Below are 24,588 nucleotides of genomic sequence, written 5' to 3'. Positions count from 1 at the left end.
ACGCCAGCCCCGCAAACGCCGGGCGCACTGGCCAGGAAATAGAGGGTGTCATGGGTAACGAAAGCATTAATTGGGACAAGCTGGGTTTCGACTACATCAAGACCGACAAGCGCTACCTGGCTCACTGGCGCGACGGTGAGTGGGACAAAGGCACCCTGACCGAAGACAACGTGCTGCACATCAGCGAAGGCTCGACCGCGCTGCACTATGGTCAGCAATGCTTCGAAGGCCTGAAGGCCTATCGCGCCAAGGACGGCTCGATCAACCTGTTCCGCCCGGACCAGAACGCCGCACGCATGCAGCGCAGTTGCACGCGCTTGCTGATGCCGCATGTTCCGACCGAACAGTTCATCGAGGCGTGCAAGGAAGTGGTGCGTGCCAACGAGCGTTTCATCCCGCCATACGGCACCGGTGGGGCGCTGTACCTGCGTCCTTTCGTGATCGGTGTCGGCGACAACATCGGTGTGCGTGCAGCGCCGGAGTTTATCTTTTCGGTGTTCTGTATCCCGGTCGGGCCCTATTTCAAGGGCGGGATGAAGCCACATAATTTCGTGATCTCCAGCTATGACCGCGCTGCACCTCAAGGTACCGGCGCGGCGAAGGTCGGCGGTAACTACGCGGCGAGCATGATGCCGGGCAGCGAGGCCAAGAAGCACGGTTTTGCCGATGCAATTTATCTGGATCCGCTGACGCATTCGAAGATCGAGGAAGTGGGGTCGGCCAACTTTTTCGGGATTACCCATGATGATCAGTTCATTACGCCGAAGTCGCCGTCGGTCCTGCCGGGCATTACCCGTCAGTCGCTGATCGAGCTGGCCGGGAGTCGTCTGGGGCTGAAAGTCACCGAGGGTGAGGTGTTTATCGATAAGCTGGATCAGTTCAAAGAAGCGGGTGCCTGTGGTACTGCGGCTGTGATTACGCCGATTGGCGGGATCAGCTATAAGGACAAATTGCATGTGTTCCATAGCGAGACCGATGTCGGGCCGGTGACTCAACGGTTGTACCAGGAGCTGACCGGGATTCAGTTCGGCGAGATCGAAGGCCCTGCTGGGTGGGTTGTGAAGGTTTAGTCGGGATTGATCGCTTGTTAGAAGAACCACCGCCTTTGTGCGGTGGTTTTTTTTGCGTGTGCGTCGGCGCTTGGGTTCGGGTGAGTATCCGTTATTCCGGGTGGCGCGCAGATCGGTTCCACTTTTACAGCGGGTCACTTTTTTCAGAAAAAGTAACCACAACCCTTTGCTCCCGGTTTGGCCCGGGCAACTGAGGTTCTCACACATTCTGTGGGAGACGTCGGAGGTTACGACGACAGCGAACGCGAAGGACATTCACAGACTATTGGCCTGAGCCACTGCACTGTTCCAATCACGACCCTATCCGTCGCACAGCGACAGCAGCTCCAGGTTCAGCGTCAGTTGGAATACCCCTGCCAATCGTGTTACACCCCAATCATCAATCTCCAGGCGGGCGGCCGTCCGGTTTCATTGGCAAAGCAAGGATGTTCGATGCTCGCCCAAGTCTTGTTCCGTCCTCGCCAGCGCATCCCGCCGCTGACCCTGTCCCTGAGCGTGCTGACCCTCGCCACCGCCTGTGAGGCGAGGGCGGCAGATGGCTATGAATACCCTCATGCACATGAGCCCATCGGCACCGTCGAGCAGATGTACGAAGGCACGATGCTACCGGACCTGGCCGTCAGCACCTACCGCAACATCGACCGGCTATTCCCGACCCGCACTATTCGATCAGGCCGCCATCCGTACGCCTTGCCCAAGGCACGCCGGCAGCTGGAAAACGTGCACTTCACCTACCAGGACAAGCAATACGACCTGTTCGATTACCTCGCACTGGACGGCGTCACTGCCATGCTGGTGATCAAGGATGGCAAAGTCGCCTACGAAACCTACCAGCGCGGCAACACTGAGAAAACCCGCTGGATGTCGATGTCAATGGCTAAATCCATCACTTCGACCCTGGCGGCCGCCGCGATCCTTGATGGATCAATCAGCAGTCTGGACGCGCAGGTGGTGGATTACGTGCCGCGCCTCAAAGGCAGCGCTTATGACGGCGTAACCGTGCGCAACGTGCTGATGATGTCATCAGGTGTGAAGTGGAAGGAGGCCTACACCGATCCTGACTCCGACCGCCGGGCGTTGCTCAAGGCGCAGATAGCCCAGCGACCGGGCTCGACCCTGGCGCTGATGGCCAGCCTGCCGAGGGCTGCGGAGCCGGGTACGGTCAACACCTACAGCACTGGGGAGGCACAGGTGCTCGCCGAGGTGATCCGCAGCGCCGTGAAGATGCCATTGTCCGATTACCTGACGCAGAAGATATGGCGACCGTTCGGTATGGAGCACGACGCCAAATGGTGGCTGGATTCGCCCGACGGCATCGAAATCGGCGGCAGCGGCATCAGCGCTACATTGCGCGACTTTGGTCGGTTCGGACTGTTCTTCATGAAGGGAGGCAAGACCGACGGCAAATCGATCTTGCCTGAGGACTGGATCAAACAGGCGACTTCAGTGACTGTTCTCAAGAACGGTCAGGCGCTGAATTACGGTTACATGTGGTGGCCCGCACGCACTGAACCTTCGATCAGGGACGGCGCGTATTCGGCGGTTGGCATGCAGGGACAGAACATATACGTTAATCCGGCCGAAAATGTGGTGATCGTCACCTTCGGTGCCCAGCCCAAACCGCTGCGCAGAAACCTCATCGCGCCGCTGGCGTTCTTCGATGCGGTGGTCGCCGAGTTGAAGTGAGCACTTGGCAGTGCCGCAGCTGGTATCTGCCAAGCGCTTCACAGAGATTTACCAAAGGTCCATCCGCTCACAGTCAAAGCGGTGCCGAGCGGTGTTTATTTGATTCCCAAGCGACGGTCCAGTGAAAACCTGCCGCCGCCCTTGGCGATGATGAACAGCAATAATCCGGCCCAGCTCAGATGGGTGGCCCATGCATCCGGGTAGACGAATGTCTGGATCACCAGCGTCATGCCCAACAACGCCAAGGCCGACAGCCGTGAACACAGCCCCAGGATGAGCAGCATCGGGAACAGGTGTTCGGCATAGGTGGCCAGGTAGGCGGCGATAGTCGGGGCAATCAATGGCAGTGTGTATTCAGTGCTGAACAGGTAAAACGTGCTGTCGGTGAGGCTCAAAAGGCCCTCGACTTTGGTTCTTCCCGACATCAGAAAAATACCGGCGATGGCCACGCGGGCCACCAACGACAGCACTGAGTCGTTGATCAAATGACCGAGGCGATCGGCGAGACGGTTCCATCCTGCGCGTCGTTGAGGGTGACAAGGGGCTTGGTTAGGTAGGGTGTCCATGATGTTCTCCGGTGGGTCATTACGGATCGGGCGCGGCGAACACGTGCGCGCTGATCAGTCGGGTAAGCAGTCCGAAAATATCCAGCGACGCTTGAGCATCACTGGCGTGTACAGCGGCCTGCGCCAGCGGCTTGCCGGCCGCGCAGGCATCGAGAAATGCACAGTCGCCGATGTCCAGCGCATGCCATTGGACGACGCCGCCGCTGCGCACCAGCAAGGCGCCTTCGCCTTGCCAGCAGAGGTGTTCAGGCATTTGCATCCCTTCACGATTGTGGCGCCAGATGCTGAACACTGGCTGATGGGCAAACCACGCCCAGCGTGTTGACGCCTTGGGTGTCAGCCGCAGTGATGCCAACTGCGTGGGAACCAGGCTGGCAATTCGCGGCACGTCGATGCCGGTTTCTTCCATTGCGGTGTGGCACTGCGTCCACAGCAGATCCAGTCGGGCGACGTTGCCCAAATAAGGCAACGCTTGCGCGTGTTCGAACTGGTCCAAGAAGTCCGGGAACCCGGTGCCGTGATAGATAAGCCGTGCGTCCAGAGGCGTTGACTGTCGCGCATGGACAGCGGCGGCCGCAGCGAACCAGTCCTTGCCAACCAAGCGTTCCACGGTCGGGAAGTTGGCGTGAAGCGCATCCACCGCGCCCCTCATCACGGTATTGCGATACACCGTGAAGCCGGGTTGTTCGGTGAGTATCGGCAGACAGTTTGCCTGGGGGTCGTACAACGCCTCGACGAACGTGTCCTGAAACGCGCGCAGGTTCATGGCTGCGCCTCCAGCAGCGACTGTGCCCGATCGCGTTCCAGCAGCAGTTCGGCGAAGGGCGGGATATGGCCGTCACGCTCGATCAGTGTCGGCCGTCGGCCCACGCGCTGAATCAGCCGCTGATACAGCGCCCATACCTGTTCTGCGACCGGCGCATCATGGGAATCGATCAGCAGCGAAGCGCCGCCGGGGTCGACGCTGTGTCCGGCCAGGTGGATTTCCATGAGCGCAGCACCGGGAAACGCGTCGACGTAGGCGGTGGCGTCGTAGCCCATGTTGTGGGCACTGATGAACACGTTGTTGATGTCCAGCAGCAGGCCACAGCCGCTACGGGTGCTCAGCTCCGCAAGAAACTCGATTTCACCGAACCCATGGCCGGGCAGTGTCAGGTAGTGACTGGGGTTTTCGATGGCGATTCGGCGCCCGAGGAAAGTCTGGGTACGCTCAACGTTGTCGACGATGCGCTGCAGGGCTTGTTCCGTACGAGGGAAGGGCAGCAGGTCGGGGTGGTACTGACCCCGCCAGGTGGACCAGGCGAGGTGCTCGGAAATGAGGGCTGGCTGAACCCGATCGGCAAGGGCCTTGAGCCGCTTGAGGTGTTCGCTGTCGGGCGCACAATCGGCCGCCAGCGACAACGAAACACCATGCAGTGAAAGCGGATGGCGACTGCCGATCGTCTCCAGCCACGCCAGTCGGGGGCCGCCGTCGACCATGTAGTTTTCCGGGTGGACTTCGAACCACATCTCATCGGCTGCGCAATCATACGCCGCCTCGTAGTGCTCGGCCTTGAGGCCCATTCCGGCACCCAGGGTAAGGGGAATGTTCATGATCGACGCCTGCCCTTGCAAACGGGTTTACGGTTCGGCTAGCGCCGGCGCATTACTTCGGGGTCAGCGAGCCGTTGCCGTTCGGCGTTTTGATCGAGGTGCAAGTGCCCGCGGGAACATTTTTCCAGGCATTGCCCTGATAGTCGGTTTTGGAGGTGCCTGCGCAACTGGTGCCAGCGCCGGCTGCGCAGTCATTTTTGCCTGCCAGGGCCACGCCGTAGCATTTTTCCATGGTGGCGGCCGAGCCGGATTCAGCCGCGTTGACGCCGGTGGCGATGGAAGCGAACGCCAAGGCGACGGTAGCGAGTTTGAGGTGGTTCATGGGGTGTCTCCAATAACTTGATTAAGGACGTTTGCGGCACCTGCGTGGGGGCACGCTGTGCGACAGGTCCGAACGTTAGTTGGCGTCGCAAATCAGCGCGAGTGTGTTGTCGTGCCATTTTGTTTCCAAGGCGACTCACCCATCGGCAACCTGCCACCTGCACGTCAATCTTGCCGGGCCTCAGAGCCAGGACGCGTCTCACAGGAGAGAAAACGCGAGAAAATTCTGCACACATTTTCCGGACGGAAAAATCAGGCGATCACCCCGTATTCGAGCAACAGGCTTTCCAGCCAGTCCATGAACACCCTGCAGCGCTGCGGCAGATGACGGCGGTGGGCATACAGCAGCGAGACTGGCATCGGCGCGGGCAGGTAATCGGGGAGAATTTCGACCAGCTCGCCGCGGAGCAGGTGATAGGGTTGTGCCAGTCGCGGTATTTGCACGATGCCCAGCCCTCCCAGGCACGCGGCCTCGTACGCTTCGATGTTGTTGACCGTGATGCTGCTAGGCATTGGCACCTGGTGATCCTTGTCATCGCGGTGATATTCGAACGCTGGATTGCTGACGCCAAACGCCGAAACGTAGTTGATGATCCGGTGTTGCTGCAGGTCCTCCAGCGCCTGCGGAATCCCGAAGCGCTGCGCGTACTCCGCGCTGACACAGTTGATCATGCGTACGTGGCCGACCTTGCGCGCCACCAGCGAGGTATCGCGCAACTCGCCGACGCGCATCACACAATCGAAGCCTTCGCGCACCAGATCGACCCTGCGGTCACTGCTGCTGATTTCCAGCTCGATAAGCGGATGCCGGTCAATGAACTCGCTGACCCTGGGCAGTACCAGCCTGCGGGCCACGGCGGTCGGCATGTCGACGCGCAAGCGTCCGCTGAGTACGGCGTCGTCCTGACGAAACAGGCTTTCCAGTTCATCCATTTGCGCCAACAGATCCTTGCTCCGCTCGTACAGCGCTTGTCCATCCGGGGTGGTCTGAACCTTGCGCGTAGTGCGCTGCAGCAGGCGCGTGTCGAGCAGTTGTTCAAGTGCGCGAATCTGCTCCGATACGCTGGAGCGCGGCAAACCCAATGCGTCGCTGGCGAGGGTGAAACTGGAGAGCTCGGCCACCCGCACGAACGTTTTCAGCAAATCGAGCTTGTTCAAGATCGGTCATCCATTGTTCGGTTCTTTCGATCAGTCATGTCGAATGAGATGAGTTTATTTGGGTCGGTGGCGAACAATACAATGACGCTTACTGACTGAAAACAGCCAAATCGAGGGCGCCAGCATGAGCAACAAAATCGCGATCATTACCGGAGCCAGCCGGGGCCTGGGCAAGAGCACCGCACTGCACCTGGCACGTCAGGGCGTGGACATCATCGGAACGTATCACAGCCGTGAACGAGAAGCGCAGGGTGTCATCGACGACATTGAGGCGCTGGGTGGCAAGGTAAAAATGTTGCAACTGGACGTGGGTGACAGCCGTGGTTTCGACGTGTTCGCGACCCAGGTGTCGGCGCTGCTCAGTGCCTACTTTAAGGCCGAGAAATTCGATTTTTTGGTGAACAATGCCGGTATTGGGATGTACGCCAGCTGCGCCGAGACCACTGAGGCTCAGTTCGATCAAGTGATGAAGGTGCATTTCCGAGGGCCGTTTTTCCTGACGCAAAAACTGCTGTCGTTGATTGCCGATGGCGGGAGGATCGTCAACATTTCCTCGGGCCTGGCGCGCTTCTCGCCATTGGGGTATGCCGCCTATGCGTCGATGAAAGGCGCCATTGAAGTCTGGACCCGTTACCTGGCCAATGAGCTGGGGCCTCGCGGCATTACCGTGAACTCGCTGGCACCTGGGGCGATCGAGACGGATTTTGGCGGCGGGACGGTTCGGGACAACGCCGATGTGAACGCCTGGATTTCGTCGAATACCGCGCTGGGCCGTGCTGGCCTGCCGGATGATATCGGCGCGGCAGTGTCGATGCTATTGGGCGAGGGGGGCGGCTGGATCACCGCACAGCGCATCGAAGCGTCGGGCGGGATGTTTGTTTGAGACCGGGCCTGCGTACCGCTGATGGTGCGGCAAGTCCGACAAGCACTCAGCCACGGCAGCCCGCTGCGAGTGACGCAGACGGCCCTGGGTCTGTCAGCCGTTGATGTAATAAATGCACAGCGAAAGCGTCAGCAATGAACCGAGGGTCGAAATCAGGATGGTGCTCGACACTACCGAGGCCTCGCGCTGGTAGTACTCGGCGAGCATGAACGGCCCGGTGCCGGTCGGCAGGGCGCTCAGCAGCAGTGCCGAATTGGCCCACAACGGTGGCAGATGAAAGACCTTGAACGCCAGGAACCAGGTCAGCAGCGGATGCGCGATCAGTTTGATCAACACCAGAAGGCTCGTGCCGTGGCGCGGGCCTTGCTGTTTCTGTGCCAGAAACAATCCCAGGGAGATCAGCGCGCAGGGCGTGGTCGCGGCGCCCAACAGACCCAGAAACTTGTCCAGCGCACCCGGCAATGGCATCCCGGTCGAGCCCCAGCACGCGCCGAGAATCGGCGACACCACCAGCGGGTTCTTCGCCAGCGCCCCCAGCACCTTGATTACGATGCGGTGCACACGCGCTTCGCTCTGCAAGCCGATTTCGATACACACCAGCGCGATGCCGAACAGCACGCAAACCACCAGCAGCGAGGCGATCAGTGCAGGCTCCAGCCCGCTCTGACCCAGCACCATCACGCACAGCGGAATGCCGATGTACCCGGTATTGGCGTAGGAAGCACTCAGGGCATCGATGCTCGCATCGGCAAAATGCCCGGCTTTTTTGCGCCGCAACAGCAGGGTGACCACGAACATCACCATCGTCGACAGGGTGAACACCAGCACGAAGCCGGGGTGCCAGATCTGCTCCCAAGTGGCGGTAGCGGTGGCGGTAAACAACAGCGCGGGGAGGCAGAGCCAGACAACCATCCGGTTGATTTCAGAGGCCGCGCCAGCGCCCAGGCGGTTGGTACGACGACACAGGTAACCGACCAGGATCAAGGCAAAAATCGGCACCAGAACATTGAAAACGGGAGACATCGAATCTCGGCCTTGGCGTTGGAGGATAAAGCGAAGGAAAAGTAGCAGATGAGCGACACAACTTGTAACAAGCGGCAAAGAGTAAGGTCAGAAATCGTTAGCGTCCAATCTTTCTCGCCGACAGGCGTGAATGTTCATCTAGGCCAAGGTGTCTGGCAGGCCCCTCCAGAGCGGCGGGACGCAGACGGGAAAGCAGAAAATACGAGTGCCCGAACGAGGTCGGGCACTGCGGGGATAAGTCAGTTACTTCTTGGCGGGCGCGATGTCGAGAATCTTGCCGCTGTCGGTCTCTATCAGCGCGTATTTGTTACTGATCTGCACCCACTGGCTATTTTCCTGCGGCGCCTTGAGGCCTTTTTTCTGCCAGTCCTTGATGCCTACACGTTCCTGCTTGTAAAGGTCCGGCGCAATCTCCCCGACCTTGTATTCCTTATGGCTCGTCGTTTCCGACTGGACGGCTTTGCTGGAGGTCGACTCGGCAGCCTCAATTGTCAGGCTGGTGCCGGCCAGGCAGGTGATCGTGGCCGCACAGGCCATCAGCATTTTCAGGTTCATGATGCATTCCTTCAGCTTTTATTAGGTCAGCCCGCTTGGGGGCCAGTTCGCTGTCTACGGGCAGCGTTATTTTTTTTCCGAGGCTTTGTTTACAGGGACGATGTCAGTGATATAGCCGTTGGTGGTCTGCACCTGAACATATTTGTCGTTGATCCGTACCCACTGGCTTTCCTTGGCGGGTTCGTGAAGCCCTTTGGCTTTCCAGTTATGGATTACATCGCCTTTGCGCTGATACTTTTCAGGTACACGAGAGCCTAATTCGAGTTCATCCTTATTGTCCTTCGACGGTTGGATAGTCTGCGCGGGTGCATCTTCGGCGTGCACGGCGAAACTGCTGAGCGAAACACAGCCCAGAATTGCCAAGCCCGCGATGAGCGATTTGCTGTTCATTCGAAGCTCCTTATCCAGTGCGTGATGCGCTGTCATAGGTTCCGACCATGATTCGGGCCGATCATTCAGTCGACTTGCGACGAACAGAAGCGCAGGAAGGCCCAAATACAGGCAGCACCAACGCGCGGTGGCGGCAATCGCCAGCGCCACCGACCGGCGCCGCAGGTAACGGATTACGCCTTCAACGCGGCTGTAATGCTTGCTGCCAGAGGGGTAGTGGGCCGACCCATCAAAGCACTCAACTGGCGCGCATCATCAAACAATGCGCCCTTGGCAGCAGCGGCATCGGAGTTTGCCAGCAACTCGGCAACGAACGTCGGCAATCCTGCCTGCAGCAGCGCGGCTTTGTACTGCGCTTCGGGCAGATCAGTGTAAGTCACGGTCTTGCCAGACTGACGCGAAACTTCGGCGGCAAACTCGCTCAGGGTGTAAGCCGCGTCGCCTGCCAGTTCGTACACCTGGCCCGCCTGAGGTTCGCTGGCCATCAGCACGGCAACGGCGGCTGCCGCATAATCGGCGCGCGCCGCTGAACTGATCTTCCCGTCACCGGCGCTGCCGAGGTGCCCGCCATGGATCAGGGCCGCGGCGATGCCGGCGGTGTAGTTTTCGTGGTACCAGCCATTGCGCAGGATCACTGACGCAATGCCGGATGCCTTTATCGCTTCCTCGGTCTGGCGATGTTCTTCAGCAAGTCCCAGGCGCGAGGTGTCTGCATGCAGGACGCTGGTATAAGCCAGCAACTCGACGCCCTCGCGTGCGGCAGCATCGATCACCGCTTTATGTTGGGCCACCCGCGCGCCTACTTCGCTGGAGGAGATCAGAAGTACTTTCTGCGCGCCGGCGAAGGCACTCTTCAGCGTATCGGGCCGGGCGTAATCAGCCTTACGCACCTGCACGCCCAGGGCGGCCAGGGCCTGCGCCTTGTCAGGGTTGCGCACGGCAGCGATGAGTTGCGAAGCGGGCACCTGCTCCAGCAGCTGCTCGATGACCAGACGACCCAGTTGCCCCGATGCTCCAGTGATGACGATCATGATGGTGTCTCTCCGTGCTTTGAATGTGTGGCCAAGCATAGAGCTTGTGCTAACCTTTAGTAAGTACGCACAAAAAGGTAAGTGTCATGGGTGATATTTCCAAAGCTTCCGTAGAAAACGTCTCACTGCTCGAACGCATACGCATGGGCGAAGTGCTTGCACGAGATTGCCCCTCGCGGGAGATTCTCAATCACGTCTGCAGCCGTTGGGGGGTGCTGGTTCTGGTGGTGCTGCTGGACGGGATGCACCGCTTCAGCGAGTTACGCCGCAAGATCGGCGGGGTCAGCGAGAAAATGCTGTCGCAGACGTTACAGAGCCTGGAGCTGGACGGCTTCGTTGATCGCAGGGCGCTGCCCGTAGTGCCGCCGCATGTCGAATACAGCCTGACGCCGATGGGCGAGGAGATTGCCTTGCAGGTCGATGGCCTGACGACATGGATCGAACAGAACCTGACGCGCATCATCGACGCACGACAGGCTCGTATCGCCCACACTGGCGAATCCTCATAACGTGGCAGCCAGCTCGCGGGCACTCCGCGTCGCCGCCGTACGCGACTCGGCGTCGACCTCGGGACCCAACAGTGTCTTCTCGACGATTATGTTGAACTGCTCGTCGACACCGACCATTTCGCTCCAGGTGGTCAGGTAGGCGATCTGGTATTCGGCACGATCCAGCGGCGCACCCGCTTTTTGCCACGCACGAACTTGCTGTTGTTCTCTACGGCCAGGCGCAATATGACCGTCGCGACTCGTTCGGCATCGTCCACCACCGGTTTGACTGTGATGCCGAGCTGCTGGGAGATTTTTTCGGATGCGCCGATTTTATGCCTCGATGCCGGAGGTAGCGGTAAAGCGTGCTTTTGGATATGTGCAGTTTCTTGCCAATGGCGCTCACACTTAACCGACCCTCGCGGTACGGCGTTTCCGCAGCCATAGCCGTCGCTTCAGCTTGAGCGGGTAGCCCCTTCGGACGGCCACCGACTCGACCACGTGACCGTGCAGCAGACAAGCCTGCTTGTGTGCGCTCACGGGTCAATTCGCGCTCGAACTCTGCCAGCGAAGCGAACAGGTTGAACACAAAGCGGCCTTGCGCGTGAGTGGTGTCGATGGGGTCATTCAGACTTTGCAGTCCAGGGTTTCGAGCGGCTAATTCACCGACCAGTTCGACCAGGTGCTTGAGTGAGCGTCCCAGACGATCCAGCTTTCAAATTACCACAGCATCTCCGGCCCGAACATGAACCAATAATTTATCCAGTTCCGGACGTGCGCTTTTTGAGCCGCTGGCAACATCTTGATAGATCCGCTCGCACCCTGCCTTTTGCAGGGCATCGATTTGGAGGTCGGCGCTCTGAGCCCGAGTGCTCACCCGCGCATAGCCAATTTCATCAAAAGTACCGTTTACTCAATAGAGAAATTGAAAATGGAACGTTGATTAACGATATCAGTATTTACAACCATAATGAGCTCTCACTCAGAGCTGAGCAGGTCTTTCGTTAAAGTTTATAAAACGAGGGTTTTATCGAACTATTGCGGCGCAGTGAGAATCGAGTGTCTAAACACACAAACACCTATTGTTGGAAAAAGCCATGAGCACCACTCGCTGGAACGTCGCCGTCTCGACCGACACCGACCAATCGCTTCGCATGTTTCTGGCCAGCCAAGGGGGTGGCTGTAAGGGCGACCTGTCGCGCTTCATCGAAGAAGCGGTGCGGGCACACATCCTGGAACTGAGCGCCGAACAGGCCAAGGCTTCCAATGCCCATCTGAGTGAGGCAGAACTGACCGAAGCGGTTGAAGAAGCACTCGACTAGGCACGTAAGCGCTGATGCGGGTTGTATTGGATACCAACATCCTGTTCAGTGCGCTGATCTCACCACATGGTGCTCCTGATGCAATCTATCGGGCCTGGCGTGCGGCCCGTTTCGAGGTTGTGACCTCACGAGCACAGCTCGATGAAATTCGTCGTGCCAGTCGTTACCCCCAGCTTCAGGCCATTCTTCAGCGTGCCAAAGTGGGGGCCATGATCAATAACCTGCAAGGGGCGATGGTGCTGGAGCGCTTGACCATCGAGATTGAAGCCGATGATCCAGATGATTCCTTTCTGCTGGCCATGGCCTTGGCGGGTAATGCGGACTACCTGGTAACCGGTGATCGGCCTGCTGGCCTTTTGCAGCGCGGACATATCGAACGCACGCGGATTGTTACCCCCGCCGTGTTCTGCGCCGAGGCACTGTGATCGATGCCGGTTGGTTTTCTGACTCAGGAGCAACGCGCCGGCTTTGGTCGGTATGTCGATCTGCCCAGCCGTGAAGAGCTGGAGCGTTACTTCCACCTGAGCGACGAAGACCGTGAAGCCATCCAGGTGCTGCGGGGTAACCATAACCGCTTGGGCTATGACGTTCTGCTGACCACCGTCCGCTTCGTCGGTGTTCTGCCGGACAAGCCCGCGGCTGTGCCGGTGGAAGTCCTGCATGTACTTTGTCGGCAGCTGGCGATCACTGCCCTGACTGTCTTACACGTTATAGCGATCATCGTCGCTCAAGAGCGCTATGGCTATCGTCATTTTACTGACCCTGCTAGCGGCTTTCGTTTGAGCCGATGGCTGTATGCCCTGTGCTGGACGGGCACTGATCGTCCTGGCGTGCTGTTTGAACGAGCTACCTCATGGCTGCTCACACAGAAAGTTCTATTGCCCCGAGTTTCCCAGTTAGAGCGTTTCATTGCCCACCTGCGCAGCCGGGTTGAAGAGCGTCTCTGGTACACCTTGGTTACTGAAACATATTCGCTTCGGTTTCAGCCCCGCTGGCAGGGGAATGGCGGCCAGTCTGGACTGGTTGCAACTGAACCTGCCTCGTACAAAACCGGAGGATGACGCGCCGCAGGAGATCGTGGTTAAGGCTTGGCAGAAACATATCACCCGCGAAGATAGCTTCCTCGACATGGGCGCCTATGTATTCTGCACGCTCGATGCACTGCGCACCGCCCTACGCCGCCGCCATGTGTTTGTTTCACTCAGTTGGCGTTATGCCGACCCGCGTATCGGCTTGCTCGATGGTGCTGAATGGCTGTCGGCGCGACCGATCATCTGTCGGTCACTGGGCTTGACCATCGACGCCAAAACCACCTTGGACGCCTTGTCTGCCGAGCTGGATGCGACTTGGCACGCAGTCGCCGCTCGCCTGCCCGACAAACCTGCGATCCAGTTGAGCGAGAATACAGAGGGCAAAACCGAGCTGTCCCTTGGAGCGTTGGAGAAGCTGGAAGAACCCAACTCGCTGCTGCAACTGCGTGCAGCCTTGGCCGACTTGATGCCGCGTGTCGATATGCCGGAAATCCTATTGGAAATCGCCGCGCGTACCGGCTTCGCTGAAGCGTTCACTCATGTGTCCGAACGCAATGCGCGGGCCGACAATCTGGTGACGAGCCTGTGTGCGGTGCTCCTGGGGGGGGAGCCTGCAACACCGGCTTTGAACCATTGATCCGCAACGACAACCAAGCACTACGCCGTGACCGATTGCCCTGGGTCAGCCAGAACTACCTCCGTGACGACAGTCTGTCAGCGGACAACGCCATACTGGCGGCTGCGCAAAGCCAACTGGAACTGGCGGCGTCACTTGGTACAACCTGGTTTCCGACCAGTTCTCCGTCTAAACGCCATCACGGTGCCCGGTACCCTGCGCGATAGCCTGGTATTGCTCGCGGTCGTGCTGGAACAAGAGACCGAATTGCAGCCCACACAAATCATGACCGATACAGGGGTCTACAGCGACGTGGTGTTCGGGTTGTTCCGTCTGCTCGGTTATCACATCTACCCGCGCCTGGCCGATGTTGGTGGTACCCGATTCTGGCGCACGCACCCAGAAGCGGATTACGGCAAGCTCAACGGACTTGCCCGCCAGTCGGTCAAACTCGACCTGATCGCCGACCACTGGGATGGTTTGCTGCGCCTGGCCGGATCGCTCAAGTTCGGTCGGGTACCGGCGACCGGCATCATGCGCACGCTGCAAACGGGTGAGCGTCCGACCCGCCTGGCCCAAGCGCTGGCAGAGTTTGGGCGGATAGAAAAAACTCTGCACACGCTGACCTACATCGATGATGAGTCCAAGCGCCGCGCCACCCTGGCCCAGCTGAATCGCGGCGAGGGCCGGCACAGCCTGGCGCGTGCCGTGTTCCGTGGCAAACGCGGCGAGCTTCGTCAGCGCACCGCGAAGGTCAGGAGGATCAACTCGGTGCCTTGGACCTGGTGGTGAACATCATCGTGGTGTGGAACACCCTCTACATGACAGCGGCCGTGGAACGGCTAAAGCAGCACGGCTACCCGGTGCTGGACGAAGATCTGGCTCGGCTGTCGCCGCTGATCTTCGAGCACATCAATATGCTGGGACGGTACTCCTTCGCGGTACCGGAAGAGGTCGCCCGAGGTGAGCTGCGGCCACTGCGTAATCCGGACGACGATATTTAGGTGCGCAGGTAGGGGCAGTCATGCCCTTTATTGATCAGGGTGGGGCATTCTGGGCGGGACTGATTAGATGTGAGTTTACTTTCGTGAAAACCAGCGTCTCGGCTCATATTGGGTGGGAACACAGCATGTGTGGAGGAAAATACTTACAAATGCGATCCATCCAACTGCATCGTTACCTTGAAGGACCGGTTTTAGTGCAGGGAAAATAATATCATATCCGTATTTTACGGTACTCATATGAAATGATCCAAAAAAAATAGTTAGAGATAAACATATAAAAAACCATCTCCACTTGAATTTTGCACCAGAAAAAAATCTCGACAAGAAATATAAAGAAGACAGCACTATCAAAGATAACGCTAGATATGCAATTGAAACTATAATATTATTTGTCATTACCTTTGTACTCCAGGTACATCGATCTACCTGTCACGCTATCGCTGACTCCTTCAAATATAAGTGCACTGCTGCCCATTGCCTTGTATGATTTTATATAATCAGTGTTTATATATTTATACAGGCGCCAAGCATCTGGCTTTAATACCATTCTTCCGACGCCATATGCAGAAAGTCCTAAGTCAACAGTACCATAAGCCATATTCCCTTCAAGTGCGCCGCCGCCGAGTAGTTTAGCGCCCTCCTGATAAACCTTCCTGACGGGGCCTTGGGTGTCAGAACGATTCTCTAAGAGGTTACGTCCGTTCTCATAGAGATTATTAGCGCCATGGACCATCATCGGGGCACCTGCGAATAGGCACAGCGTACCGGCTGAGCCGTAGCAGATTCCGGCCCCTGTTGCAATTTGAAATGCCCCGGCGATTGCTCCCACGCCTTTTGAGCAATCTCAAATGACTGGCTCAGCAGGCTGCTCTGTTCGTTTTTGAGGTCCTGCAGGCCCTGCTCAGGGCTTTTTTTGCCCTGGGAGACATCATTAACAATGCTTTTGGCATAATAAGCGACTTCGCGGTTGAATTGTAAACGCAGCGTGCCGTCTTTGATGTATCTAATACCCAGTGTGCTGGCTTGGCTTCCAAGTTTTTCAGCCGCGGCACTGACCATCCAGTAGTCACAGCTACCCGGCATGCAACTTCCGTTTGTTGGTTTCATTCACTATTTCCCCACGTACTATATCCGCTGGTGCCAGCAGAGTGGTGGGCCCACGTGATGTCTCGGTAACGGATGGCGACATGTTCTTGCGGTTCGGCGTCGTTCTGCAAAATAGCGTGGGGCATTTCAAGTGTCAGGTCAGCAATAATTCCACCATTGATAGAGATAGAATAGAATTTTTCCTGCAGGCCAAAAGAGGACACGCGATAAAAACTGAGGGTGCAGTTTATTTCTTCTCTAGATGAGAGTGCTTGAGCCAGAAGCGGCGAGGACTTATCAACGTTTTTGGTTATGATAATTGGATGATGTGTTGGTTTATTAATATTTCCAACATTTGCCATATTATGGCTGTAAGACAGCACCATGATTTCGTCCGAATGCCCTGTCTGACACTTGTTGCCAATAGAATCTTGGGTTGAACAACCCGCCGAAATCAGTCCTTGAGCCTTGCCGGTGATGGTCATGTAACCGTGGTTAGCCATACGTGACACTCCTTTTTAGTCAGCCGGACATCCTATAGCAAGGGTTTCAGTCGCACTGTAGGTAGTTGTCGAAAATCTTTACGGAATATTTCTAACTTAGGTCTGCCAGCTATAGGCGGTTCGGTGAAAGGCCCGGTCAGGTAAGTCTGTGGTCAGGTCGTGAAAGCAGGTTGTCCGAGCTCAAGTGCATTGTCTGCTCCGTTGGTCCCCCTTGACCGAGATCAGCCAAGAGGCCGAGATGCGCAATGGTTTTTCAAGGCGGATGCCTGGGAAGAGGGCTCTGAGCGGAGGTGGTAGGGCTTACGTTGGTTTTTGGTTCCACTGCTCCCCAAACCCCAATGTGGCGCCGCGGGTATTAACGAACAATGAATAGATCGAGTGACTGCCGGCCATGAACAGGCGATTGCCTTCACGTCCGCCGAAGCACAGGTTCGGGCAACGCTCAGGCAATGAGATATGACCGATGGCCTTGCCCTGCGTGTTGAAGATCCGTACGCCATCGAGCTTCTCAAGATCGGCCTTGGGGTCGCCGTTACCACCCCAGCCACACCACAGATTGCCCGCCTCATCGCATTTCATGCCATCGATGGCGGCGTACTCCAGCCCCTCGATATGTTTGCGTCGTGCGCCCAGCGACCCGTCATCGTTGACAGTGATGGCCCATATCAGGCGGTTGGGCGTGGCGCGCCCCTCGACGACATACAGGATTTTTTCGTCGGGCGAGAAACACAGGCCATTGGGACCGTTGAGGTCATCGATAACCCGGGTAACCGCGCCGTTGGCACCATCGATGCGGTAGACCGCGTGTGGCTGCGAGGGCGTTATTTTGTGGCCTTCGTAGTCATTGGCGGTCTGGAAGGGCGGGTCACTGAACCAGATCGAGCCGTCACGCTTGCAGATGATGTCGTTCGGGGAGTTGAAGGGTTTGCCGTCGAAGCCGTCGGCCAGCACGGTGATCGTGCCGTTGGGTTCGGTACGCGTGATGCGTCGCCCTTCACGGGTGGTCGTCGAACCTTCGCAAACGATCAGCCGACCCTGGCGATCACGGCACATGCCATTGGAGAAGTTGGCGTTTTCGCGGTACACCGAGAACGTGTCGGTGATTTCATCCCAACGCATGATGCGATTGTTGGGAATATCGCTGACCAGCAGGTAGCGACCGTCGCCTACCCAGACCGGGCCTTCAGCCCAGCGCATGCCGGTGGCCAGTTTTTCGACGCTGGCGTTAAAGACGCGTAGCTGAAGAAAACTGTCGTCGAGAATGTGAATCAGCGGATCCGGGTAGCGTTGGCTCAGGGTTTCGACCGCAGAGGCCGCGCGGGGCAGGGCAGTGCTGCTCAGGGTGGCGAGCGTGGCCGAGACAGCCAGTGATTGCTTGAGAAAGCTCCTGCGCGTGTTGCCGCAAGGTGATGAATTCATAGTGATCTCCGTTGAATTGTTTTTTTACGGGTCGCTAGTAATACCTTCTGATAGGACATCGTACAAGTTAGTTTTCAACAGCTCGCAGGGTTAACCGCTCCTACACTTCTGAACGCCGTCCATAAAAATGCCCGACCCCATCACGGGGCCGGGCATTTTTCCTGTCGAGGCCGATTACTTGGGTGTCAACGCCTCGCGAACGTCTTTGACATCGGCGCTGGACACCGCCGGTGCGGCGTTGCCCCAGGTGTTGCGCACGTAGGTCAGCACGTCTGCAACGTTCTCGTCGGACAGGTTCCAGCCGAACGAAGGCATGGCCGGTGCGGTAGGCGCAGCGTCCGTGGCGCCGGCACGACTGCCTGCCAACACCACGCGGATCAGCGACGACGGGTCGTTACTGTTGATCAGCGGTGCCTTGGCCAGTTTCGGGAACAGGTTGGGGGCGCCTTCACCGTTTGGCGTGTGGCACGCCGAGCAGCGGTCGGCATAGATCGCCTTGCCTGCCACCATTGACGCATCGCTGGCCGCAATCGGCTTGGCGTCTTCCACAGGCTTGGCGCCGTCCTTCAGATAGACCGCAACGGCCATCAGGTCCTGGTCGTTCCAATGTTGCGAGGAGTGCTCGACCTCTTCGGCCATCGGCCCTGAGGCGATGTCGAAGCGGTTGGCGCCGGTCTTCAGGTACTTGACGATGTCGTCCTCGTTCCACGCGCCAAGACCATCGTGGCCCTGAGAAGTGATGTTCGGTGCCACCCAGTTCTGCAGATTTGCACCCGTCAGGAACTGATCGCTTTTATCACCCCCGGTCAGGCTTTTCGGCGTATGGCAGGTGCCGCAGTGGCCCAGGCCTTCGACCAGATATGCGCCGCGATTCCACTGCTCGGACTTCTGAGGGTCGGCCTTGAATTCGCCTTCCTTGAAGTTGAGCAAGTTCCAGCCGATCAGGCTGGTGCGCACGTTGAACGGGAAGGGCAACTGGTTAGTTTCGACCTTGGTGTCCACTGGATCGACCGTTTTCAGGTAGGCGAAAATGGCCAGGTTGTCCTCACGCAGCACCTTGGTGTAGGCGGTAAACGGCATCGCGCCATACAGGCGTTTGCCGTCCAGGCCGTGGCCCTTGGACATGGCGTTCTGGAAGTCTTCGAAGGTCCAGCGACCGATGCCATTGGCCGGGTCAGGGGTGATGTTAGCGCCGAGCAGCTTGCCGAACGGCGTGTCGAGAACGACGCCGCCGGAAAACAGCGGTTTGCCGGGCAAGGTGTGGCACGCGGTACAGTCGCCGACCGTTGCCAGGTAGCGGCCTTTTTCCACCAGATTGTAGGAATCGGCGCCAGTCGCGGCGTGAGCCATCGACACGGACAATCCGATTACGCCAGCACAAACAGTCAGAAGAGTCTTCATACGCTGATCATCTCCCCTGGACGCTTGAGGTAGCGGGTGCGGATGGCATCCGCCGCTTTGAAGGCCAGCGCCGCCACGGTGCCGGTCGGGTTGTAGCCAGGATTCTGCGGAAACGCCGACGAACCCACCACGAACAGGTTCGGCACGCCCCAGACCTGCAGGTATTTGTTCACCGAGCTGTTCTTCGGATCGGCGCCCATGATGAAACCGCCAACGATGTGCGAAGACTGGTACGGCGCGCTGTTCCAGTGTCCGGTTTGCGAGCTGGGTACCATTTGCCGTGGGTTCATGCTTTTGGCGATTTCCGTCACTTTGCCGGTGACGTACGCGGCCATCTTGCGATCGTTCTCCGGGAAGTCGAAGGTAATGCGCAGCAGCGGACGACCGTGTGGGTCCTTGTAAGTGGGGTCCAGCGACAGGTAGTTGGTGCGGGTGGCATAACTGCTCGCCTCACAGCCAATGGACATGGTGCTGGCGTAGTTCTTGACCGTGGCCTTTTTCCACTCCGAACCCCAGGCTGGCGTGCCGGGCGGCAGAGGGCGCGAGTCGATGGGCGCAGCGCCGATGGGCGTTACGCGGGTACTGCCGCCGCCAACGAAACCCAGACCCGAATGGTCAAAGTTATCGTTGTTGAACTCGTCGATGCCCATGCCGATGGCGCCGCCGCCGATGAACGGGTTGAAGTTCTTGTCATCGAAGAACATGCGCACGCTGTTGGCGGTCTGGTAGGCATAGTTGCGCCCGGTGGTGCCGGTGTTGGTGACCGGATCATAAGGCTGGCCGACGCCGGACAGCAGCATCAAGCGCACATTTTCGAAGATGAAGGCGCTGATGACCACCAGTTCCGCAGGCTGTTCCCACTCTTGGCCGTTGGCGTCCATGTAGACAATGCCGGTGGCGCGTTTGCCGCTGGGGTCCATGGTCACGCGCAGCACTTCACAGTTTGTCATGGCAGTGAAGTTCGGCTTGCGGATCAGCACCGGCAGGACGGTGGTGATGGCGCTGGCCTTGGAATAGTTGGCACAACCGTAGTTGGTGCAGAACCCGCAGTAGGTGCAAGGGCCCATGGCCACGCCCAGCGAGTTGACATACGGCCGCGAGACCAGCGCCGACGGTACCGGGAACGGCTTGTAGCCCAGGTTTTTCGCCGCTTCGGCAAACAGCACCGGGGCGTAAGTCTGTTCGGTCGGCGGGTTCGGATATTCTTCCGAGCGCGCGCCTTCGAACGTGTTGCCGCCTTCCTGAATCACGCCCTTGATGTTGCCGGCCTTGCCAGAAACGCCAGCCAGACGGTCGAACTTGGTGTAGAACGGCTCCATTTCCTCCCAGTCGGTGCCCCAGTCCTGCAGGGTCAGTTCGGGCGACAGCTCCTTGCCGTAGCGCTCGGTCAGGTAGCTGTGCAACCGGAATTCGTGGGGCTGGAAGCGAAACGTGATCCCCGCCCAGTGGTTACCCGCACCGCCCGTGCCGTTGCCGGGGTGGAACGATCCCCAGGTGCGCATGGGCAACGCGGTTTCGTTGACGCTGTTACGCATGGTCGTGGTGTTTTGCCGGGTGCGCAGCATCAGGTCCTGGCGACGGTTATAGCGCAACTCGTCAGCCGCCGATGCGATATTGAAATCAGCCGCGGTGTCACGCCAGGGGCCGCGTTCAAAACCGATGATTTTGAGGTTCTCATCGGCCAGTTCGTTGGCGATGATGGATCCGGCCCAGCCGAGTCCGACAACCACGACATCCGTGGAAGGTAGTTTTTTGGCCATGTCGAATTAACCCTTCTTGGTCCAGGCGGAGCTGCCGGAAATGGATAGCGGCACCAGGTTCAATTTCTGGTTGTGCAGACCGATGTACTCGCGATAGTCGTAGCGGGCACCGGGGAATCCGATCATCTTCCACGACACCATGTCGCGGTTGCCACCGTAGACCGGGTCGGCGAAGAAGCCTTCCATGGTGTTACCCAGCACTTGCTGGAAGAACAGCCTGGCGTCGATACCGTCCAGCGCTATCTCGCCTTTATCCAGACCGGTCAGCACTTTGTCCTGCTCCTCCGGCGCCAGGGCGCTGAAGCTCTTTTGGTATTGCTTCTGGCAATAGCCCTCAAGACCGGCCAGGCCCAGGCGATAGCGCTGGCGTGGCACCAGCTGCGACTGGTCGCCCTGCATTGGCGTGCCCTGGGTGAAGGGGCCTTGCATATAAAGGCGGCTGAAGGTGCCGTATTCCCCGGCCAGTTGGCGATCAATGAACACCGCGCACCCAGCGTCCTTGCCGCTGACGCTCAAGTCATCGGCAGGAATCAGTCGCGCGACGATGGCCTCCACGGCGCTGGCCTCGGCGTCGGTGAAGAACTGCCAGCCTGGGGTGTCATAGTGCATGGGACCGTTATGGTCGAACGGCACCCACGCGGGAACGCCGACTACGGTAGCAGCCTGGGCCGTGGCGGCCGCACCAACGGCCAGTGTGGTGGCTGAGGATTTCAGCAACTGGCGGCGGGTCAGGCCTTTGGATCTGTCTGTCATTCAAGGCTCCTGCGAACGCGACTGTTCAAAGGGCCAGGGCGAGCTTGGTCTGGGAACAGGCGGGTTCGTAAGTGTGTTTCACGGTTTGGCTCGACAGCCATATGTCGAACAGGCGTCTGCGGGGCATGGGGTGTGACATCGGGTCTCTGGCAGGCCAGCCAGCGAAAGGCGCACGCTAGGCGGGGAGCAACCATGACCGCTTGTCATCTTTTTCACGCCACTGGCAATCATAGATGTGTTACCGGCTGTTGCATCCAGTAGATTCGGTAAATAACTGTTGTCGATACCGTAACAATCCTATGTTTGCGCGTTGGTTCGCAAGTATGGACTGCTGGCGTTTAAAAAAGTGCTGCGAGGCTGAGAAGGCGGCGCCATGGGGTTTTTGGCGTGGTGAGAAAGCTGTGTCAGAACCCGGAACAGATCTGTAATGGTTTTTCCTTCGGGCGGGTGCACTGCTGGCCATCTGACGATTGCGAGCATTTCTGCAACAAATTGCCTGACCGATCTACCAACTGGCCAGCAATCGTGGCGCGCTCCCAATCGGGTTGATATGTGAAGATGACAGGATTTTCATGAAGAACGGCCCATGAACCCGGGCGCTTCTTGGTATGGTGCACGCCATTTGCGTCCGGATAACCCTAGGGGACGCGCCGCATGTCGTTCACATCTTCACCGAGTAGCTGTAGAAATGCCTGATCCCATACCGTTAAAAGACCATGAGAAGGAGACCCGGCTGGTCAACAAACGGTTGATCGCCTGTGCGCTCTTTGTCGTTGTCCTTAGTATTGCCCTGGTCTGCCGGATGTATTTCCTGCAGGTCACCGAGTTCGCCTACCACTCCACCATTTCTGAAAACAACCGCGTGCACGTGCTGCCCATTCCGCCGGAACGCGGCCTGATCTATGACCGCAATGGTGTGATCCTTGCCGACAACCGCCCCAGCTTCAACCTGACCATGACGCGCGAGCGGGCAGGGGATTGGCACGCGGTGATCGATACCCTTATGCAGCTTCTGAACCTGCCCGACGAGGACCGCATCGTCTTCGATAAGGCGATGAAGAATTCGCCGCACCGCTTCGTGCCGGTCACCCTGCTTTATGAACTGACCGAGGAGCAGATCGCCTTGCTGGCGGTCAATCAGTTTCGCCTGCCGGGGCTGGATGTCGAAGCGCAATTCGTGCGGCACTACCCACTGGCCGAGCACTTCGCGCATTCAGTCGGTTATGTCGGGCGGATCAACGAAAAAGAAGCGACCCAGCTGGATCAGGTGGAGTATCGCGGCACCCAGTCGATCGGTAAGACCGGGGTCGAGCGTTTCTATGAAAACGAACTGCACGGCCATGTCGGGTATGAAGAAGTCGAGACCAACGCGCAAGGCCGTGTGTTGCGCGTGCTCAACCATCACGACCCGGTGGCGGGGAAAAGCATCACCCTGAGCCTGGACATCAAGTTGCAGGAAGCCGCCGAGCAGGCGCTGGGCGACCGCCGTGGCTCGGTGGTGGCAATCGATCCGGCCACTGGTGAAGTGCTGGCGATGGTCAGCAAGCCCAGCTTCGATCCGAACCTGTTCGTCACCGGCATCAGCTTCAAGGAATACTCCGCCCTGCGTGATTCGGTGGACCGACCGCTGTTCAACCGTGTGCTGCGCGGCCTCTACGCGCCGGGTTCGACCATCAAGCCCGAGGTGGCGATTGCCGGGCTGGACAGCGGGGTCATCACGCCCTCGACCCGGGTATTCGACCCGGGCTATTTTCAGTTGCCTGACTTCGACCACAAATACCGTAACTGGAACCACAGCGGCGACGGCTGGGTCGATCTTTACGCGGCGATCATGCGCTCTAACGACACCTACTTCTATGACCTGGCGCACAAGCTGGGCATCGACCGCCTGCACGATTACCTGACCATGTTCGGCATCGGCCAAAAGGTCTCTCTGGACATGTTCGAGGAGTCCGCAGGGCTTATGCCGTCCAAGGAGTGGAAACGCATCACCCGGCGTCAAGCGTGGTTCCCCGGCGAAACGGTGATCCTCGGGATTGGCCAGGGCTACATGCAGGTCACGCCGTTGCAACTGGCGCAAGCCACCACCTTGATCGCCAGCAAGGGCGTATGGAACCGGCCGCACCTGGCCAAGGAAATCGGCGGCGTGGCGCCGGTGGACGAGCACCCGATGCCCAATATCGTGCTGCGCGATTCCCGCGAGTGGGATCAGGTCAACACGGGGATGCAGGCGGTGATGCATGATCCCCGTGGTATCGCTCGCGCGGCGGCCCAGGGCGCGCAGTACCGTATCGCCGGTAAAAGTGGTACGGCACAGGTGGTGGCGATCAAGCAGGGCGAGCGTTACAACCGTGACAAGACCCTGGAACGGCATCGCGACAACGCCCTGTTCGTCGGCTTCGCCCCGGCGGCCAACCCTAGGATCGCGGTGGCCGTGATGATCGAGAATGGCGAGGCGGGTGGTCGGGTGGCGGGGCCTGTGGTGCGGCAGATTCTGGACGCCTGGTTGCTGGATCAGGACGGCCACCTCAAGCAGCAGTTCGCAACCCCGAACGCTGCGCCGGTCAACCCCAAGGTGCAGATCGCCGCGCCGAGCAGAGCGCTGGTACAACCGCCGGTGTGAATGCGGCAGTGCCAGGCAGTCGTCAAATTGGTCGTTCCCACGTCCGGGTGGTAACGCCGTCTCAAATGGTGTGCGTCAGCCGTCGACGTGGCATGACGCTGAGCGTCAGAGGATGCGTTCCCACGCAGAGCGTGGGAGCGATCGTCCCGGTACAACCGCCGGTGTGAGTGCGGCAGTGCCAGGCAGTCGTCAAATTGGTCGTTCCCACGTCCGCGTGGTAACGCCGTCTCAAATGGTGTGCGTCAGCCATCGACCGGGGCATGACGCTGAGCGTCAGAGGATGCGTTCCCACGCAGAGCGTCACTA

Annotated in this window: 21 protein-coding genes and 3 pseudogenes; 8 read left to right on the top strand and 16 right to left on the bottom strand. The window is 58.7% G+C overall.

Annotation, left to right across the window (positions count from 1 at the left end):
* The first annotated feature begins 50 nt into the window (after window positions 1–50).
* Both B3I26_RS22950 and B3I26_RS22945 read left to right on the top strand, forming a co-directional pair.
* Window positions 51–1,070 carry a branched-chain amino acid aminotransferase gene (locus tag B3I26_RS22950; protein ID WP_296261078.1) on the top strand — a complete coding sequence of 340 codons (1,020 nt, stop codon included), beginning with the start codon at window positions 51–53 and terminating at the stop codon, window positions 1,068–1,070.
* A gap of 432 nt (window positions 1,071–1,502) precedes the next feature.
* Window positions 1,503–2,756: a serine hydrolase domain-containing protein gene (locus B3I26_RS22945; protein ID WP_296261076.1), complete on the top strand. Its 1,254-nt coding sequence runs from the start codon at window positions 1,503–1,505 to the stop codon at window positions 2,754–2,756.
* Between the two features lie 95 nt (window positions 2,757–2,851).
* Here the strand turns inward: B3I26_RS22945 and B3I26_RS22940 are convergent, their stop codons facing one another.
* The 5 genes from B3I26_RS22940 to B3I26_RS22920 all read right to left on the bottom strand — a co-directional run bounded on the left by B3I26_RS22940 (window position 2,852) and on the right by B3I26_RS22920 (window position 6,394).
* Complete coding sequence (locus B3I26_RS22940) at window positions 2,852–3,322, bottom strand: DoxX family protein (protein ID WP_296261075.1); 471 nt, start codon at window positions 3,320–3,322, stop codon at window positions 2,852–2,854.
* Between the two features lie 19 nt (window positions 3,323–3,341).
* Window positions 3,342–4,088 carry a DNA-binding domain-containing protein gene (locus tag B3I26_RS22935; protein ID WP_296261074.1) on the bottom strand — a complete coding sequence of 249 codons (747 nt, stop codon included), beginning with the start codon at window positions 4,086–4,088 and terminating at the stop codon, window positions 3,342–3,344.
* Window positions 4,085–4,915, bottom strand: coding sequence for a DUF692 domain-containing protein (locus tag B3I26_RS22930; RefSeq protein ID WP_296261072.1), 831 nt, complete (start codon window positions 4,913–4,915; stop codon window positions 4,085–4,087). Before B3I26_RS22930 ends, B3I26_RS22935 begins: the two co-directional genes overlap by 4 nt.
* Before the next feature lie 52 nt (window positions 4,916–4,967).
* Window positions 4,968–5,237 (bottom strand): DUF2282 domain-containing protein, encoded by a 270-nt coding sequence (locus B3I26_RS22925; protein ID WP_296261070.1) that lies wholly within the window; start codon window positions 5,235–5,237, stop codon window positions 4,968–4,970.
* A gap of 251 nt (window positions 5,238–5,488) precedes the next feature.
* Window positions 5,489–6,394, bottom strand: a complete 906-nt coding sequence (locus B3I26_RS22920) for a LysR family transcriptional regulator (protein WP_296261069.1) — start codon at window positions 6,392–6,394, stop codon at window positions 5,489–5,491.
* 124 nt (window positions 6,395–6,518) lie between these two features.
* Here B3I26_RS22920 and B3I26_RS22915 point away from each other — a divergent pair, with 124 nt between their 5' ends.
* On the top strand, window positions 6,519–7,277 hold the full coding sequence (locus B3I26_RS22915; protein WP_296261068.1) for an SDR family NAD(P)-dependent oxidoreductase: 759 nt from the start codon (window positions 6,519–6,521) through the stop codon (window positions 7,275–7,277).
* Window positions 7,278–7,370: 93 nt separating this feature from the next.
* On the opposite strand, the gene B3I26_RS22910 is transcribed toward B3I26_RS22915, so the two are convergent.
* From B3I26_RS22910 to B3I26_RS22895, 4 genes are all read right to left on the bottom strand, one after another.
* Entirely contained in the window at window positions 7,371–8,300 is a 930-nt protein-coding gene (locus B3I26_RS22910; protein ID WP_296261067.1) for an AEC family transporter, read from the bottom strand.
* 243 nt (window positions 8,301–8,543) lie between these two features.
* Window positions 8,544–8,855, bottom strand: a complete 312-nt coding sequence (locus B3I26_RS22905; RefSeq protein WP_296261065.1) for an RcnB family protein — start codon at window positions 8,853–8,855, stop codon at window positions 8,544–8,546.
* Between the two features lie 66 nt (window positions 8,856–8,921).
* Window positions 8,922–9,245 carry an RcnB family protein gene (locus tag B3I26_RS22900; RefSeq protein ID WP_296261063.1) on the bottom strand — a complete coding sequence of 108 codons (324 nt, stop codon included), beginning with the start codon at window positions 9,243–9,245 and terminating at the stop codon, window positions 8,922–8,924.
* A gap of 173 nt (window positions 9,246–9,418) precedes the next feature.
* A complete protein-coding gene (locus tag B3I26_RS22895) occupies window positions 9,419–10,276 on the bottom strand; it encodes an SDR family oxidoreductase (RefSeq protein WP_296261061.1) in 858 nt (285 codons plus the stop codon).
* Window positions 10,277–10,362: 86 nt separating this feature from the next.
* Between B3I26_RS22895 and B3I26_RS22890 the strand changes: the two genes are divergently transcribed.
* Window positions 10,363–10,785 (top strand): winged helix-turn-helix transcriptional regulator, encoded by a 423-nt coding sequence (locus B3I26_RS22890; RefSeq protein WP_296261059.1) that lies wholly within the window; start codon window positions 10,363–10,365, stop codon window positions 10,783–10,785.
* Window positions 10,786–10,958: 173 nt separating this feature from the next.
* Here the strand turns inward: B3I26_RS22890 and B3I26_RS22885 are convergent.
* Window positions 10,959–11,656 (bottom strand): annotated as a pseudogene (locus B3I26_RS22885) (recombinase family protein); the annotation flags it as partial.
* Between the two features lie 205 nt (window positions 11,657–11,861).
* On the opposite strand from B3I26_RS22885, the gene B3I26_RS22880 reads away from it, so the two are divergent.
* The 3 genes and pseudogenes from B3I26_RS22880 (at window position 11,862) to B3I26_RS22870 (ending at window position 14,737) form a co-directional block, all read left to right on the top strand.
* Complete coding sequence (locus tag B3I26_RS22880; protein ID WP_296261057.1) at window positions 11,862–12,086, top strand: ribbon-helix-helix domain-containing protein; 225 nt, start codon at window positions 11,862–11,864, stop codon at window positions 12,084–12,086.
* A 14-nt stretch (window positions 12,087–12,100) separates the two neighbouring features.
* Window positions 12,101–12,511, top strand: coding sequence for a putative toxin-antitoxin system toxin component, PIN family (locus B3I26_RS22875; RefSeq protein ID WP_296261055.1), 411 nt, complete (start codon window positions 12,101–12,103; stop codon window positions 12,509–12,511).
* A gap of 3 nt (window positions 12,512–12,514) precedes the next feature.
* Window positions 12,515–14,737: pseudogene (locus tag B3I26_RS22870) on the top strand (Tn3 family transposase).
* Between the two features lie 385 nt (window positions 14,738–15,122).
* Here B3I26_RS22870 and B3I26_RS28980 read toward each other — a convergent pair.
* From B3I26_RS28980 to B3I26_RS22840, 6 genes and pseudogenes are all read right to left on the bottom strand, one after another.
* A pseudogene (locus B3I26_RS28980) lies at window positions 15,123–15,844 on the bottom strand (DUF4225 domain-containing protein).
* Window positions 15,841–16,326: an Hcp family type VI secretion system effector gene (locus tag B3I26_RS22860; protein WP_296261054.1), complete on the bottom strand. Its 486-nt coding sequence runs from the start codon at window positions 16,324–16,326 to the stop codon at window positions 15,841–15,843. Before B3I26_RS22860 ends, B3I26_RS28980 begins: the two are co-directional and overlap by 4 nt.
* Window positions 16,327–16,626: 300 nt before the next feature.
* Window positions 16,627–17,745 (bottom strand): SMP-30/gluconolactonase/LRE family protein, encoded by a 1,119-nt coding sequence (locus tag B3I26_RS22855; protein WP_296261053.1) that lies wholly within the window; start codon window positions 17,743–17,745, stop codon window positions 16,627–16,629.
* A 174-nt stretch (window positions 17,746–17,919) separates the two neighbouring features.
* The gene (locus B3I26_RS22850) at window positions 17,920–19,146 is read right to left on the bottom strand and encodes a c-type cytochrome (protein ID WP_296261051.1); all 1,227 of its coding nucleotides are present in this window, start codon (window positions 19,144–19,146) and stop codon (window positions 17,920–17,922) included.
* Complete coding sequence (locus tag B3I26_RS22845; RefSeq protein ID WP_296261049.1) at window positions 19,143–20,906, bottom strand: GMC family oxidoreductase; 1,764 nt, start codon at window positions 20,904–20,906, stop codon at window positions 19,143–19,145. Before B3I26_RS22845 ends, B3I26_RS22850 begins: the two co-directional genes overlap by 4 nt.
* Window positions 20,907–20,912: 6 nt before the next feature.
* The gene (locus B3I26_RS22840; protein WP_296261047.1) at window positions 20,913–21,659 is read right to left on the bottom strand and encodes a gluconate 2-dehydrogenase subunit 3 family protein; all 747 of its coding nucleotides are present in this window, start codon (window positions 21,657–21,659) and stop codon (window positions 20,913–20,915) included.
* 688 nt (window positions 21,660–22,347) lie between these two features.
* Here B3I26_RS22840 and mrdA point away from each other — a divergent pair.
* Window positions 22,348–24,282 (top strand): penicillin-binding protein 2, encoded by a 1,935-nt coding sequence (mrdA, locus tag B3I26_RS22835; protein ID WP_296261046.1) that lies wholly within the window; start codon window positions 22,348–22,350, stop codon window positions 24,280–24,282.
* Window positions 24,283–24,588: the final 306 nt, after the last annotated feature.

Origin of the sequence: Pseudomonas sp. UBA5706 (assembly GCF_002419965.1) — a bacterium.
Classification (GTDB): domain Bacteria; phylum Pseudomonadota; class Gammaproteobacteria; order Pseudomonadales; family Pseudomonadaceae; genus Aquipseudomonas.
This window is presented reverse-complemented; position numbering and strand designations above follow the sequence as displayed.